14 protein-coding genes are annotated in these 13,449 nt (G+C 73.1%); 8 read left to right on the plus strand and 6 right to left on the minus strand.

Annotated elements, in window-relative coordinates:
* Positions 1–82 precede the first annotated feature (82 nt).
* Positions 83–550 (plus strand): RICIN domain-containing protein, encoded by a 468-nt coding sequence (locus tag Sspor_RS01770; RefSeq protein WP_202197396.1) that lies wholly within the window; start codon positions 83–85, stop codon positions 548–550.
* A 137-nt stretch (positions 551–687) separates the two neighbouring features.
* Here Sspor_RS01770 and Sspor_RS01775 read toward each other — a convergent pair whose 3' ends face one another.
* Together Sspor_RS01775 and Sspor_RS01780 are read right to left on the minus strand one after the other, a co-directional pair.
* Positions 688–2,097, minus strand: coding sequence for an MFS transporter (locus tag Sspor_RS01775; protein WP_202197397.1), 1,410 nt, complete (start codon positions 2,095–2,097; stop codon positions 688–690).
* 77 nt (positions 2,098–2,174) lie between these two features.
* Positions 2,175–2,795, minus strand: a complete 621-nt coding sequence (locus tag Sspor_RS01780; protein ID WP_202197398.1) for an RICIN domain-containing protein — start codon at positions 2,793–2,795, stop codon at positions 2,175–2,177.
* A 606-nt stretch (positions 2,796–3,401) separates the two neighbouring features.
* Here Sspor_RS01780 and Sspor_RS01785 point away from each other — a divergent pair.
* From Sspor_RS01785 to Sspor_RS01795, 3 genes are all read left to right on the plus strand, one after another.
* Entirely contained in the window at positions 3,402–3,815 is a 414-nt protein-coding gene (locus Sspor_RS01785; protein WP_202197399.1) for a hypothetical protein, read from the plus strand.
* A 165-nt stretch (positions 3,816–3,980) separates the two neighbouring features.
* Entirely contained in the window at positions 3,981–4,451 is a 471-nt protein-coding gene (locus tag Sspor_RS01790) for a hypothetical protein (protein WP_202197400.1), read from the plus strand.
* A 171-nt stretch (positions 4,452–4,622) separates the two neighbouring features.
* A complete protein-coding gene (locus tag Sspor_RS01795) occupies positions 4,623–5,597 on the plus strand; it encodes a helix-turn-helix transcriptional regulator (RefSeq protein ID WP_202197401.1) in 975 nt (324 codons plus the stop codon).
* Between the two features lie 4 nt (positions 5,598–5,601).
* On the opposite strand, the gene Sspor_RS01800 is transcribed toward Sspor_RS01795, so the two are convergent.
* Positions 5,602–5,991 carry a hypothetical protein gene (locus tag Sspor_RS01800; RefSeq protein ID WP_202197402.1) on the minus strand — a complete coding sequence of 130 codons (390 nt, stop codon included), beginning with the start codon at positions 5,989–5,991 and terminating at the stop codon, positions 5,602–5,604.
* 202 nt (positions 5,992–6,193) lie between these two features.
* Here Sspor_RS01800 and Sspor_RS01805 point away from each other — a divergent pair, with 202 nt between their 5' ends.
* A complete protein-coding gene (locus Sspor_RS01805; RefSeq protein ID WP_202197403.1) occupies positions 6,194–7,255 on the plus strand; it encodes an outer membrane protein assembly factor BamB family protein in 1,062 nt (353 codons plus the stop codon).
* A 66-nt stretch (positions 7,256–7,321) separates the two neighbouring features.
* On the opposite strand, the gene Sspor_RS01810 is transcribed toward Sspor_RS01805, so the two are convergent.
* Positions 7,322–8,151, minus strand: a protein-coding gene (locus Sspor_RS01810) for an IS5 family transposase (RefSeq protein WP_373318732.1) whose coding sequence is annotated in 2 segments (ribosomal slippage) — positions 7,322–7,810 and positions 7,813–8,151 — 828 coding nt in all. Because the reading frame shifts where the segments join, the coding sequence is not laid out codon by codon here.
* Positions 8,152–8,349: 198 nt separating this feature from the next.
* Here Sspor_RS01810 and Sspor_RS01815 point away from each other — a divergent pair.
* On the plus strand, positions 8,350–9,393 hold the full coding sequence (locus Sspor_RS01815; RefSeq protein ID WP_202197521.1) for an aldo/keto reductase: 1,044 nt from the start codon (positions 8,350–8,352) through the stop codon (positions 9,391–9,393).
* 380 nt (positions 9,394–9,773) lie between these two features.
* Here Sspor_RS01815 and Sspor_RS01820 read toward each other — a convergent pair whose 3' ends face one another.
* Complete coding sequence (locus tag Sspor_RS01820) at positions 9,774–10,235, minus strand: hypothetical protein (protein ID WP_202197404.1); 462 nt, start codon at positions 10,233–10,235, stop codon at positions 9,774–9,776.
* 266 nt (positions 10,236–10,501) lie between these two features.
* On the opposite strand from Sspor_RS01820, the gene Sspor_RS01825 reads away from it, so the two are divergent.
* Both Sspor_RS01825 and Sspor_RS01830 read left to right on the plus strand, forming a co-directional pair.
* Positions 10,502–10,828: a GYD domain-containing protein gene (locus tag Sspor_RS01825; protein WP_202197405.1), complete on the plus strand. Its 327-nt coding sequence runs from the start codon at positions 10,502–10,504 to the stop codon at positions 10,826–10,828.
* A gap of 147 nt (positions 10,829–10,975) precedes the next feature.
* Entirely contained in the window at positions 10,976–11,212 is a 237-nt protein-coding gene (locus Sspor_RS01830; RefSeq protein WP_202197406.1) for a hypothetical protein, read from the plus strand.
* A gap of 35 nt (positions 11,213–11,247) precedes the next feature.
* On the opposite strand, the gene Sspor_RS01835 is transcribed toward Sspor_RS01830, so the two are convergent.
* Complete coding sequence (locus Sspor_RS01835) at positions 11,248–13,446, minus strand: thiamine pyrophosphate-dependent enzyme (protein WP_237403619.1); 2,199 nt, start codon at positions 13,444–13,446, stop codon at positions 11,248–11,250.
* Positions 13,447–13,449 lie beyond the last annotated feature (3 nt).

The raw sequence follows: 13,449 nt of genomic DNA on the forward strand, positions 1-13,449 counted from the left end.
TCCCTGTTCCGGCGCCGGACATCGGCCGGGGGCTAGACAAGGGGCCAGCGCAACCGCGCAACGGCGATGGGAAGGGGAAATCATGAGGGCTGTGCGACGACTGATGCTGCTGGGGGCGGTCACGGGGCTGCTGGCCGGCGCTGCGTTCACGGGCTCGCCGGCGTATGCCGCGGCGCCGCTGCTCAAGTCCAACCTGAACGGGAGGTGCGCCGACGTCTTCATGTTCCACCAGGAGAACGGTGCCTCCACCGTGACGTGGGACTGCCACGGCGGTACCAACCAGCAGTGGTACTGGGACGGCGAGCAGATCCGGTCCAGCATGAACGGGAAGTGCCTGGAGATCTACGGTCCGCATCTGGGTGAACAGGGCTCGGTGTCCCTGTGGGACTGCAACGGCGCTCTCCACCAGAAGTGGTACCGCATCGGCAGCGAGATCCGTAACCGGGTGAACGGGAAGTGTCTCGACATCCTGGCCGGGCGGCCCGAGAACGGCCAGCTCCTGGTGAGTTGGAGCTGCAACGGGGCGCGGAGCCAGAGCTGGGACTTCTGAGCACCTGCCCGGGCCGGGCCGGCGTAGCGCAGCCGGTGCCGGTCCGGGCGGGCCGGTCCGGGCCGGGCCGAATGCGGCGGCTGCGGCTGGATGGTGGCGCTGCCGCCCGTTCGTGCGGGGGCGGCGGGCGGTGCGCCTCAGGTGTCGTGCCCGCCGCCGGCGCGCAGGAGCGGAACGAGGAGCGCCGCCCCGGCCACGGCGAGTACCGCTGCCGCGCGCAGCACCCATGCGATGGCGTCCGCGTCCGAGGCCGCCGCCTGCGCGGACCCGCTCAGGGCCTCCAGGACCGTCGCGGCCACGCTGACGGCGACCGCGCCCAGGAGCACCAGGGAGGTGAGGACCAGCCCGGACGCGGCGGCGAGGCGGCCCGGGGCCACGTAGGACTGGGTGGCGGCGTTGGTCAGGGCCCAGCCGAGGCCCAGCCCGACCCCGACCACGGCGAACACGGCGGTGTAGAGGGCGAGGGGCCCGCTCCAGGTGAGGACCAGCAGGGCGGCGCCGCTGAGCAGCAGGCCCGCCGCCATCAGCGCCGCCGGCCGCCACCGCTGCGCGAGGTGCCCGGAGAAGTAGCTGGCCGAGCCGGCGCCCACGGAGAGGGCGAGGAAGACCAGTCCCGCGTCCAGCGGGGACAGTCCCCTGGCCTGCTGCAGGTACAGCGCGCACAGCACGGCCACCAGGCAGTAGACGATGTTGGACACCGACCCGGCGAGCGTGATCGTCACGAAGGGCCTGTTGTGCAGCAGCGACAGGTCCAGGAGCGGTTCGGCGGTCCTGGACTCGATCAGTACGAAGGCGACGAGCAGCAGGACCGCCCCGATGAGGACGAGCAGGGTGGCGGGCGAGGCCCATCCCCACCGGCTGCCCTGGTCCACGGCGAGCATCACCGCGGTCAGGCCGCCCGCCAGGGTGACGGCTCCGGGCAGGTCCATCCGGTGCGAGGCGTGTTCGTCGCGGGTGTCGGTCACGAATCTGAGGATGAGGAGGACGGCGGTCGCGCAGACCGGCACGTTCAGCAGGAACACCGCGCGCCAGCTCACGTGCTCGGCGAAGGCGCCGCCCACGAACGGGCCGAGTGCCGTGCCGACGGCGCTGAAGGCGAGGACGGTGCCCACAGCTCTCGCCTGCCGCCGGTCCTGGAAGTACGCGGTCACGACGGCCACGGCCACCGGGAAGACCAGGGCGGCCGTGGCGCCCTGGACGACCCGGCCGGCCACGAGCCAGGGCACGTTCCGCGCGGCGGCGCAGACCACCGAGAGCAGTGCGAACCCGGTCAGGCCCCAGACGATGACGGTCCGGCGGCCGCGGACGTCGGCGAGCCTGCCGCCGACGATCATGAGGGCTCCCAGCGACAGCATGTAGCCGCTGACGAGCCACTGCAGATCGGTCGTCGGGGTACGGAACTCCTTCGCGATCACGGGCAGCATCAGGTTCAGGGCGAACCAGTCCATCTGCACCAGCAGCATCGAGAGCGACGCCGCCGCGATGACCGCCCGGTCGCGGTGGGAGAACAGCGGGCCGGTCGCCGGCCCGGTCGATACCCCTGTCATGGTGCTGCCCCACTCCGTAGCCCTGCTCCCTCAGGGTGCACCCGGATCTTGCGGCGGGCATCCTCCGGGCACGGGGGTCAGTCGGTCCAGACGTCCCACCACTGCTGCGACTGGAAGTTCTTCTGCCACAGCTGGACGCGGGCTCCGTTGCCCGGGATGTTCGCGTCGCGGTCCATGACGGTGTTCCCGCCGGAGTAGAAGCGGGCGTTGTAGATCGCGCGGTCGCCCGACGGGTGGGACCAGCTCTGCTGCGCGGTGTTGTTGCAGTCCCAGATCTGCACCTTGGTGCCGTTGCGGCCGCCGCCGTTGAGGTCGGCGTCCAGGCACTTGCCGGGGAAGCGGTAGCTCTCCAGCGCGCCGTTGTTCCAGAGGTACCAGCGCTGCTGGGTGGTGCCGTTGCACTGCCAGACCTGGACGACCGTGCCGTTGCCGCCGCCGTTCGCGTCCACGTCCAGACACTGGGTGGTCGGGCGTTTGGCGAAGTCGTTGGTGATCCGCACGGGCTGGTTCATCAATCGCTGCGGCGCGGCGGCCGTCACGCCCTGTGCCGGTGCGTCCCAGTACACGGGCCGGGGGGCGGTCCGGACCGCGTCCGCGACCGCACCGGTGGCACCGGCGGCATCGGCGGTTCCGGTCAGAGCGGCGGCGAAGGCGACGGCGGCGGCGGTGACCGCCGCCGACCGGGTGATGCGAGGCATGGCTCTCTCCTGGTTCCTCGGGTGCGTCCGGTACGTACGGGTGCGTACGGGCGGCGGCGCCGAAGGGCGGCGGCGGGGCCCGGCAGGTGCCGGCACGTAGCTGAACACAGCCCGGACCCTCCCCGGCAGAACGCCGATCCGGCCACGGGGGCTTGGACCGCCCGGTGGCGGGCCGGCCGGTACGGCGCTCCCGGGGACAGCCGTGCGCGGCGGCCCGTGCGCGGCGGCCCGCGAACAGTTCGTGCCGCATTTCCCGGTGTCCTCCCGAGGGGCGCCGGTGGCCTGCCCGGCGTGTCACGGGGCAGGTCAAGAACCGCGCACGGCACGGCGCGTCGCCGCAGGACCCGCAACAACACGTGCCGCATACAACGACTCTGGCCGAATGTGCCCCTGGTCCATGCCGGACGGGGACGCGAGCATCCACCGTGTCGGCATGACAACCACCGGACAGGAGCGACCCGTGTCTACTCGTACGTCACGTATCGCCATCGCCGCAGCCACCACCGCCCTCGCCCTGGCTACCGCCGCCACCACCGCGAACGCCGCGCCCGCGCCCGCGCCTGCGGCGGCGAACTGTGTGGTCGACGTCGATTCAGGCAGCAAGCAGTGCTACGGCACCTTCCGGGAGGCCTCGCCGCCTCCACCCAGGGGCGTATCGCGGACGCGCCGCTGTCGGCGAAGCACATCGACCGGAAGCTGGCCGAGCGTCTCAAGGCCTCTCCGGGCCCCGCGGGGGCGCAGGCCGTGCAGCTCGGCGTCATCTACGCGGACTCCAACTACGGCGGCTCGGCCCTGGTCTTAACCGGCGGCAGCGGCTGCCAGAGCGGCAACGGCCGCGACGCCCAGCTCAACCTCGACGGCATCTGGAACAACTCCGTCAGCTCGCTGACCACCCTGTCCTGCTGGCTGGAGCTGTGGGACGCCCCTGACACCTCCGGTATCCACCAGGAGTACCAGCAGTCGACCTCCTACGTCGGGGACGCGATGAACGACCGGGCGAGTTCGGTCGCCCTGCTGTAGAACGCCTGCGCACGGGGCGGCGCCCCGCCCCCGGGGGTCCCGGGGCGGGGCGCCGCCGCGTGCGGTCTGTCAAGTCACGGGATATGGGGACGTGTGGCGCCGGTGGCGGGGAGGGCCTACTGGAGGGGTTCCGCTTCACCGATTCCCTCCGGAGGAGGACTTCTCATGTCCCGTTCGACTCGTAAGCAGCGTTTCGCCATGGTCGCGGTGTCGGCCGCGTTCGTCGGTGCCGGTGTGCTGGTGCCCGGCAGTGCCTTCGCGGCGACGGCGCCCTCGTCGGTCAGCGAGGCCGCCTCGATGACCGTGAGTCATACCGATCTCGCCAAGGGTGACCGCGGTGGTCACGGTGACCATCACAGGGGTGACTGGCACAACAAGCACAAGAGGAAAAACCACCAGGGCAAGAAGAACAACCGGCCCAAGGACGTGAAGAACATGCCGGGCTGCAAGTTCTACAAGGGCAAGGTCTACTGCGAGCACAAGCCCGAGCCGGCCAAGCCCAACCCGGCACCTGCGCCCGCCCCGGCACCTGCACCTGCCCCGGCGCCCGCTCCGGCACCGGCGCCCGCGCCCGCGCCTGCCCCGGCTCCGGCTCCGGCTCCGGCTCCGGCTCCGGCTCCGGCTCCCGGGGGGTGACCTGCCCGTCGCCGGGCTTCTCGTGCCACCCGGGACGCGGGCCCCGCGTCCCGGGTCACGTGCCGCGTCCCTCATGACGCGAAGGCGCGCCCCGTGTTCGTCCGCCGACGTACTCTGGGGCCGCGCTGCTCCTCCGTGCCGCGCCCGCCGCGCGAGAGGACGTCCGCTGCCATGCCACAGCAGCCGCAGGCGGTACCGCCGGGCGGGCAGAGCTTCCGGACCACCGAAGTCGACGTCGCCCGGGACTGGTTGAAGACGTCGTACGGGACGAGCCTGCGCATGGCCGCGCCCGCGCCCGGCAGTGCGTTCCAGTACTCCCGTATCAGCGCCGGCCCGCTGGCGCTCAGCACGCTGGCGCTGCCGACGGAGTACTCCTACGCCACCGGCCCGCTGGGCGCCGTGGCCGTCACGCACGTCGTCGGCGGCCGCATGGTCCGGGAGTGCAAGGACGACATCACCCGGGCCGCGCCCGGTGACGTCCTGGCGATCTCGCAGCCCCATCTCCCCTACGCGGGCCGGGTGTACGCCGCCGAGCTGCGGGCCGTGACGGTGCCGCTCACGCTGGTGCAGGAAGCCGCGGGCCGCCCGGCCGGGCAGGGCCGCCCGCTGCGCTTCACCCGCTTCACCCCCGTCTCCCCTGCCATGGCCGACCAGTGGAAGCGGACCGCCGACTACGTCGGGGAGAGCCTCCTGGCCCTGCCCGCGGACGGTGCGCCGCTGGTGGTCGACGCCGCCGCCAGGCTGCTCGCCGCGACCGTCCTGGCGGCCTTCCCCACCGATGCCCGCCCCGAGCCCGTCCTCGCGGACACCCGCGACGCGACGTCGGAGACCGTCCGCCGCGCCATCGCGTTCATCGAGTCGCACCCCGCGGCCGAGATCGGCCTGGCCGACACGGCCGCCGCCGCCGGCGTCACCCCGCGGGCCCTCCAGTACGCCTTCCGGCGCCACCTCGGCACGACCCCCATGGGGTACCTGCGCCGCGTCCGCCTGGCACAGGCGCACGACGACCTGGTCGCGGCGGATCCCGCGCGGGACACGGTCACGGCTGTCGCCCACCGGTGGGGCTTCCACCACCAGGGGCGTTTCGCCGCCGCCTACCGGCAGGCGTACGGGGTCCTGCCCCGGCACACGCTCACCGGCCCCTGACGGATCAGCCCGGCGCCCCCGCGGCTCCGCCGGCCCGCGCGCGCCCCGGCGGGCGGACCACGACGAGGTGCTCCCCGTGCGGCGCGGCGTCCAGGCCCGCCTCGACCAGGATCACGGCGAGGGCCGTGCGGAGCGCCTGGTGCAGCCCCGCCAGGGAGGTGAGCCGGCCGAGGTCCTCCTCGTGGCCGTGGACCTGGACGGTCGGCCGCAGCACCTCACGGGCGGCCCACCCCACCATGACCCCCTCGGCGTCCGCCCACACCCGCAGGCCGTCCTGCGCGGGCGTCGAGGTGTCGAACCCGGCGCGGCGCAGGACCTGCCGGACCCGCTCGCACTCGCCGCTTCCCTCCTCGTCGCGGGGTCCGGCGTCCGTCGTGGCCTGTGTGGGATGCATGTGCCCAGTTCAGCGGGGAGGCGCCGACGGTGAAAGCCACTGCGCGAAGAGATCCCCGCCGCCAGAGCCGGAAAACGATACGGCCGTCCTGTGCCGTCCGTACGGGGCCGTCCGCGCGAGCCGGCGCACGTGGACCGCCCAGGCGGCCGTCCCGCCCAGGGGCACCTTCGTCGGGGCGTGGCGCCTGTGGTGGGATGGCCCGATGACCGCCACAGTGCTCTGGGAGCGCGAACTGCACCAGCGGGGCGGCGCTTCCGTTTTCGTCGTGGGGCCTGACTGTGTCGTCCTGCACGAGCGGCACACCCGGCTCGTCTGCCTGGAGCGCGCGGACGGCGCGGTGCGCTGGGACGTCCCGCTCGGTACCTGGCCCCGCGGGATCGTTCTCGCCGGAGACCGGGTGCTGGTGCTGCCGCAAGCACCGAACCTGCTGTCCTGCATCGATCTGCGGACGGGTGCGTCGATGTGGAGCGTCCCGACACCGAGGTGGACGGGAAACCTCGCGGTCCACTCGGACACCGTGGTGACGGGCGGCTGGCGCGGCTACACCCCGATGAGTGGCCTGGACCTCGCCGACGGGAGCGTCCGGTGGACGACACCGTCGCCGGTGGCGTCCGTACGGACCCTTGCGTGGGCCGGCGGGGTGCTGACCGGCAGCGGGTACGAGGCGGTTCTTCTCGATCCGGCCGACGGGAGCGACCTGGCGCGGTGGCGGCTGCCGGACCCGCTCGCGGGACCCGACGCGAAGGTCTTCGTCCCCGTGGATGCGGAGCGGGTGGTGGCGGTCTGCGAGGCCTCGTCCCTGGTGAGCTTCGGGGCCGGCGCGGACAAGCCCGCCCGGCTCGGATCCTACGATCCGTTCGGGGCGGTCGGATACGTCCACGGGTCGGTCTGGATGCTGCGGTCAGGCAGAGGGTTCCTCGCGGTGGATCCCGCCGACGGGACGTCGCCGTGGTCGGTCGAGGCGGATCGGCGGATGGTGGTCGACCCGCTGCCGTACGCCGACGGCCTCCTGGTGGGGGACGCAAACGGCGGCATCCGGCGGTTGGGGCCCGACGGCCGGACCGTGGAGGGGTGTTCCCTGCCGGGTCGGCGCCTGGACGCGCTGGCCGCCGCAGATGACGGCGGGCTGTTCTTCGCGGCGAAGGGAACCTTCGGCTCCTTCGCCTTCACCCCGAAAGCCCGGCGGCCGATCACATCCGCAGCCGGCGCGGGGACCCCCTCCGTCCGCGAACCCACCCGGCAGGATCCGAAGGAGAGGCCCTAGGTGCGGTGCCAGACGCCGCGGGGCAGGCGGGACTTTGCGGGCACGGCCTAGGTTCTGTCTCTTTGGTCAGCGTCGGGTCCAGATGAGGATGCCGGCGAGGTGGAGTGCGGCCTGGTAGGCGATGGCGAGCTTGTCGGTTCGTGTGGCCAGGCCGCGCCACTGCTTGAGCCGGTTGATGCAGCGTTCGACCGTGTTCCGCTGCTTGTAGACCTCTCGGTCAAAGCCAGGCGGGCGGCCGCCTCGGTGGCCTCGCCGCAGGCGGTGGCCGATCTGGTCGGACGGCTGCGGGACGACCGCGCGGATGCCCCGGCGTCGCAGGTGGCTGCGGATGGCTCGGGAGGAGTAGGCCCGGTCGGCCAGAACGACGAAGGGGCGGGTCCGCGGCCTGCCCGTGCCTCTGCGGGGCACCCGGATGCGGGCCATCACCGTCTCGAAGGCGGGTGCGTCACCGGCCTGGCCTGCGGTGACGGTGAATGCCAGCGGCCGTGCCCCACCGTCCGCGGCCAGGTGAACCTTGGTGCTCAGCCCGCCGCGTGAGCGTCCGAGCGCGTGATCGGAGGGCTCGCCGGAGCGGGCCGCCCCCTTTTGCGTGCGCCGGCCGCGTGCTGGTGGGCCCGGACGACCGTGGAGTCCACTGACACGGTCCAGTCGATGTCGTCGTCGGCGTCCGCCGCTGCCAGGACGGAGGCGAGGATTTTCTCCCAGGTGCCGTCGACGGCCCATCTGAGCAGTCGTTTGTGAGCGGTCTGGAACGACCCGAGCTCGTCGGGCAGGTCCCGCCAGGGCGAGCTCGTGCGGTACTTCCAAGCGATGGCCTCAAGGGTGCGGCGGTGGTCGGCCCACCGCCGGCCGCGGACCGGATCGGCCGGCATCAGCGGCTCGATCCGGCCCCACATCGCATCAGTGATCACTAATCGGACAGACACATCCGATCAACTGACCAACCCATCAAAGAGACACGCTCTAGGCGCCGGTGTCCGCGACCGTACGCCCAGGAGAGCCGGACCGTGCAGAAGACGGCGGGCGGGTTGCGGTAAGGGCGCCGGGGGTTGCGCTGGAGTGCGCTCCAACTCGTAGGGTCCGCCGGTATGACGATGCGATACAGGTTCCTGGGCGGAACCGGACTCGAAGTGAGTGTGCAGTGCCTGGGCACGATGATGTTCGGGGCGGTGGGGAACCCCGACCACGAGGACTGCGTACGGATCGTCCACGCGGCCCTGGACGCCGGCATCAACTTCGTGGACACCGCGGACATGTACTCGGCCGGCGAGTCCGAGACCATCGTCGGGAAGGCGCTGCGCGGCAGGCGGCGTGAGGGCGTGGTGCTCGCGACCAAGGGGCACTTCCCGATGGGCGAGGGGCGCAACCGCGGCGGCAACTCCCGGCGCTGGCTGACCCGGGCGGTGGAGGACAGCCTGACGCGGCTGGGCACCGATGTGATCGACCTCTACCAGGTGCACCGCCCGGACCCGCGCACGGACATCGAGGAGACCCTCGGGGTGCTGGGTGACCTGGTGCGGGCGGGCAAGATCCGGGCGTTCGGCTGTTCCACCTTCCCGGCGGAGGAGATCGCCGAGGCGCACCACGTGTCCGAGCGGCGCGGGCTGGCCCGGTTCCGGACCGAGCAGCCGCCGTACTCGATCCTGGCGCGCGGGGTGGAGAGGGACGTGCTGCCGGTCGCCGGGCGGTACGGGATGGGGGTGCTGACGTGGAGTCCGCTGGCCTCGGGGTTCCTCAGCGGGCGGTACCGGGCCGGGCGGGAGGTCGATCTGAGCCGCGGGCGGGCGGCGCTGACGCCGGCGCGGTTCGATCCGGCGGTGCCGGGGAACGCGGCGAAGCTTGAGGCGGCCGGTGAACTGATGGATGTGGCGGCGGAGTTCGGCTGCACGCTGCCGGAGCTGGCGGTGGCTTTCCCGCTGGTGCACCCGGCGGTCACCTCGGTGATCGTGGGGCCGCGGACGATGGAGCAGCTGGAGTCGCTGCTGAAGGGGGTTTCGGTGGTGCCGGACGACGCGGTTCTGGACCGGATCGACGAGATCGTGCCGCCGGGCACCAACCTGTACCAGCCGGACGGCGTGTGGCGGCCGGCCGCCCTGACCGATCCCGCCCTGCGCCGCCGGCCTGCCGGGGACCGCTGAGCCGGGGCCGTTCCGTTCCCGCCCCCGCCCCTCGGGGGGCGGCCGGTTTTTTGGCGCGTCCTCAAAAGAGCCGCAGGAAAGGGGGTTTGGGGGCGGGAGAGCGGGTCAGACGCGTGATACCGGAAGCCGCCGCCTCGGGCGGGGTGCTCCCGGAGCGGGCCCCGCCGCGGCCGCCCTTCCCCCCGGCGTCCTGCGGCAGGCCCGCCGGCACGACGGGCTGCCGCCCGGATCCGTACGGCACCTGGGCACGCCCGGTGCCGGCCCCCTCCCCGGCCGGTACCGGGGGCCGCCCGGCCAACCCCCGGCGCCGGCGCTCGTACCGCCGCCCCCGGGCCACGGATGCGACGGCAGCCCGGCCGGCGCCCTCGTCGTCGGGACGCTCACGGGGCCTTGTCGGCGTTGGGGCGCTGCGTGGTCTTCCTCCCCGGCCGGCGGATGATGTCGTCGTCGCCCGCCTGGCGGGGGATGTAGGAGAAGCCTTCCTCGGTGTCCGGGTCGTAGTGGACGACCGTGCCGTTCTCCTCCAGGGTCTGGCGCCAGGAGGCCAGCCGGGACCGGTCCGAGCCGGTCGGCTCCTTGCCGGCGCGGCTGCGGCCTTCGGCCCGGAGCATCGCCAGCGGGTAGGCCCAGCGGTGCTCCTGCTTCACGAACCAGGGGATGAGGTCGTCGTCGCGTACGATGCGCCGCTCAAGGCCCCGGCGGCGCCGGAAGTTGCCCCACATCGAGGCGACGGTCTCGATGCCGTACTTGCGCCGGTACTCCTCGATCATCCACTGGTACGTGCGCCCCTCCTCGAACCACCGGATCACCTCCGACTCGTCCTGGATCTTGCGCTTTCCCATGAGCCCCGCCCTGACCTGCTCTGACCTGCTCTGACCTGGTGACACTTGCACGCTACAGGGCCGGGCGACGGCCGCGCCGCCGGGGGCAGGCGCGGCGGCTCTGCCCGGCTGCTGCGGGCGGGCGCCTCGTGCCGCCGACGCGCGGAGCCGCTCTTCACGTGCGGTACCGGGGCCGTGCGCCCGCGGCTGTTCGGGGGAACCGCGGGCCGGCCGGTCCTTCCGGCGCCCGGTGGGGGCATCCATGGACGAAACGAGAGAGGGACGCGATGCCGCTCTATCTGTCGAGGTTCAGCTACACGCCGCAGACGTGGGCGAGGCTGATCAGCCGGCCCGAGGACCGTGCGCAGGCCGCCCGGGCGTACATCGAGTCCGTCGGCGGGAAGCTCCACGGCTTCTGGTACGCCTTCGGCACCCACGACGGCTACAACCTCTGGGAGGCTCCGGACAACGTGTCCATGGCCTCGGTCGCGCTGGCGATCAGCGGCGGTGGCGCGCTCGGCTCGTTCGAGACGACCGTTCTCCTGAGCGTCGACGAGACGCTCGATGCCCTGCGCGGGGCCGCGGACGTCCGCTACCGGCCTCCCGGCGCGTAGCCCGTGCCGGGCCCGGCCCTTACAGCTCGTGGCAGGCGGCAGGCCCCGTCCTGCGGGGCTCGGACCTGCGGCCGGCCCGGTGACTCTGCGCCCGCGTTGCGCGGCGCGGGCGCCGGTCGGCCGGGTCCGGCAGACGACACTGGGTCCATGAGTGAGCACCTCTTCACCTCGGACGACACCAGCGCCGGCCTCGACCCGGACGCTGTCGGCCCACCCCGCCACGCGCACCACCTGCGGTACCGGAGTCCCGAGGGGCAGGCGCTGCAGGACGGCCTCACGGTGGTGACGTGTGCCTGCGGCCTGACGACCCCGGCGCTGGCGAACGACGACGCGCGGCTGGTGTACGAGGAGCACCGCAACGCGATCCGTGACGAGTTGGCCTGAGGGGGGCGGCCGGGCCGGGGCCGGCCGCCGGGGTCTCAGAGCATTTCCTTGATCTTGGCGACGGCGAAGCCCCAGCCCTGTGCGAGGGTGGGCCTGCCGGGTACGGCCACTTCCCCGGGGTTCGTCAGGACGTCGAGGAGGACGGGTCCGGGTGTCGCGAAGGCGCGGCGGACGGCGTCGTCCAGGTCGGCCGGGTCGCTGACGCGGATGCCGTCGATGCCCAGGGCCCGGGCGACGGCGGCGAAGTCCGGGTTGTCGAGTTCGGTCCCGAACTCGGGCAGGCCCGCCTGTTCCTGTTCCAGTTTGACCATGCCCAGGCGGTGGTTGTCGAAGACGACGAGTTTGACGGGCAGGCCGTATGTCTTGATCGTCATCAGGTCGCCGAGGAGCATGCTCAGTCCGCCGTCGCCGCAGAAGGCGACGGTCTGGCGGTCGGGTGACCACAGCTGGGCGCCGATGGCCTGGGGCATGGCGTTGGCCATCGATCCGAGGTTGTAGGAGCCGATCAGGCGGCGGGTGCCGCGCATGGTGACGAGGCGGGAGAGCCAGACGGTGGCCATGCCGGTGTCGGAGGTGAAGACGGCGTCGTCGGCGGCGTGGGTGTCCACGGCGGCGGCGAGCGCCTCGGGCCGGATCATGTGGTGGGGGTTGTCCAGGGCGGCGCGGGCCCGGCCGCCCGGGTGCTGTTCGTGGGCGGGGTCGGCCAGGTGCTGCTGGCCTTCCTGCCAGCGGACGAACTTCTCCCGGGCGTCGTCCAGGTGGGTGCGGTCGGGGGCCTGGTCCAGGAGGGGCAGCAGGGCGCGCAGGGTGGCGCCGACGTCGCCGGCGAGGCCGATGTCCACGGGGGTGCGGCGGCCCAGGTGGTCCTCGCGGCTGTCGATCTGGACGGTCCGGGTGTCCTGCGGGTACCACTCCCGGTAGGGGAAGTCCGTTCCGAGCATGAGGAGGGTGTCCCCGCTGTCCAGTGCGTGGGCGGCGGCGGGGTTGCCGATCAGGCCGGTCTGGCCGACCTGGAAGGGGTTGTGGTCCTCGAAGCCCTCCTTGGCCTTCAGGGTGAGGACCATGGGCGCGGCGAGCTGTTCGGCGGTCCGCATGACCTCGGTGCGGGCGTCGCGGGCGCCGGCGCCGACCAGCAGGGTCACCCGGGAGGCGGCGTTCAGCAGGGCGGCGGCCCGGGTGAGGGCGGGGTCGTCGGGGCGGGTGACGGCGCGGTCCAGTGCGAAGCGCACGGGCCGGTCCTCGCTCAGTTCCCGGTCGCCGAGGTCGCCGGGGACGGTCAGGACGGCGACCCCGCCCTGGGTGACGGCGGCGCGTACGGTGCTCTCCAGCATGCGCGGCATCTGGTCGGGGGAGGTGACGGTGGCCCGGTGGACGGCGACGTCACGGAAGAGGAGGTCGTTGTCGACCTCCTGGAAGTAGTCGCTGCCGATCTCGGCGAGCGGGACCTGGCCGCAGATGGCCAGGACGGGTGCGCGGGTCTTGGCGGCGTCGTAGAGGCCGTTGAGGAGGTGTACGGAGCCGGGGCCCACGGTGCCCATGCACACGCCCAGCGTGCCGGACAGCTGTGCCTGGGCGCCGGCGGCGAAGGCGGCGGCCTCCTCGTGGCGGCAGCCCACCCAGCTCAGGGTGGCCGAGGTGCGGATGGCCTCGGTCAGCGGGTTCAGGGCGTCGCCGACGACACCGAAGACGTGCTGGACTCCCAGCTCCTCGAGTGCGTTGACGATCACATGGGCGACGGTGCGTGCCACGGGAGTACACCTCGGTCCGGTCTCAGCGGGTGAAGCGGCCGGGACCGGCCGCCTGCCAGGCGCCTGCCCAGCCTTCGGGGGGTGATGCGAGGAGTTCTCCGGGAGCGAGCCAGGTGCGCGGTTGCGCGCAGCAGCGGGCGGTGTGCGGGTCCACCCGGTGGAGGAGCGTGTGGGGTGCAGCTGGTCCGGGTGGCTGACGCCCGTGGCCGCCGTGATCTGCCGGGCGCTGTCGACGGTCGCCTGCTGGCAGCGGTGCGCGCGCCGGGACTTGTCGCCGGCGTCGAGGGCGCGGGCGCGGCGCGCGTCCTGGGTGGCGACGCCGACGGGGCGGGTGCTGGTGTGGCAGCGCTGGGCCCGGAGGCGGCCGAGGGCGAACATCATCGCGCGGGCCGAGTGGGTGAAGTCGGCGCCCTGGACGAGGCGTCGTACGAGGTCTGCGCCGGTGGCGACCTTGCCGGGGGCGCCGGTCCTGACGCGTTCGCGCAGCGT

It is taken from the genome of Streptomyces spororaveus, assembly GCF_016755875.1.
Classification (GTDB): domain Bacteria; phylum Actinomycetota; class Actinomycetes; order Streptomycetales; family Streptomycetaceae; genus Streptomyces; species Streptomyces spororaveus.

Coding starts and splice junctions, on each gene's coding strand:
- Sspor_RS01770 (WP_202197396.1), top strand. CDS start 83: ATGAGGGCTGTGCGACGACTGATGCTGCTGGGGGCGGTCACGGGGCTG.
- Sspor_RS01775 (WP_202197397.1), bottom strand. CDS start 2,097: ATGACAGGGGTATCGACCGGGCCGGCGACCGGCCCGCTGTTCTCCCAC.
- Sspor_RS01780 (WP_202197398.1), bottom strand. CDS start 2,795: ATGCCTCGCATCACCCGGTCGGCGGCGGTCACCGCCGCCGCCGTCGCC.
- Sspor_RS01790 (WP_202197400.1), top strand. CDS start 3,981: ATGTCCCGTTCGACTCGTAAGCAGCGTTTCGCCATGGTCGCGGTGTCG.
- Sspor_RS01795 (WP_202197401.1), top strand. CDS start 4,623: ATGCCACAGCAGCCGCAGGCGGTACCGCCGGGCGGGCAGAGCTTCCGG.
- Sspor_RS01800 (WP_202197402.1), bottom strand. CDS start 5,991: ATGCATCCCACACAGGCCACGACGGACGCCGGACCCCGCGACGAGGAG.
- Sspor_RS01805 (WP_202197403.1), top strand. CDS start 6,194: ATGACCGCCACAGTGCTCTGGGAGCGCGAACTGCACCAGCGGGGCGGC.
- Sspor_RS01815 (WP_202197521.1), top strand. CDS start 8,350: ATGCGATACAGGTTCCTGGGCGGAACCGGACTCGAAGTGAGTGTGCAG.
- Sspor_RS01820 (WP_202197404.1), bottom strand. CDS start 10,235: ATGGGAAAGCGCAAGATCCAGGACGAGTCGGAGGTGATCCGGTGGTTC.
- Sspor_RS01825 (WP_202197405.1), top strand. CDS start 10,502: ATGCCGCTCTATCTGTCGAGGTTCAGCTACACGCCGCAGACGTGGGCG.
- Sspor_RS01830 (WP_202197406.1), top strand. CDS start 10,976: ATGAGTGAGCACCTCTTCACCTCGGACGACACCAGCGCCGGCCTCGAC.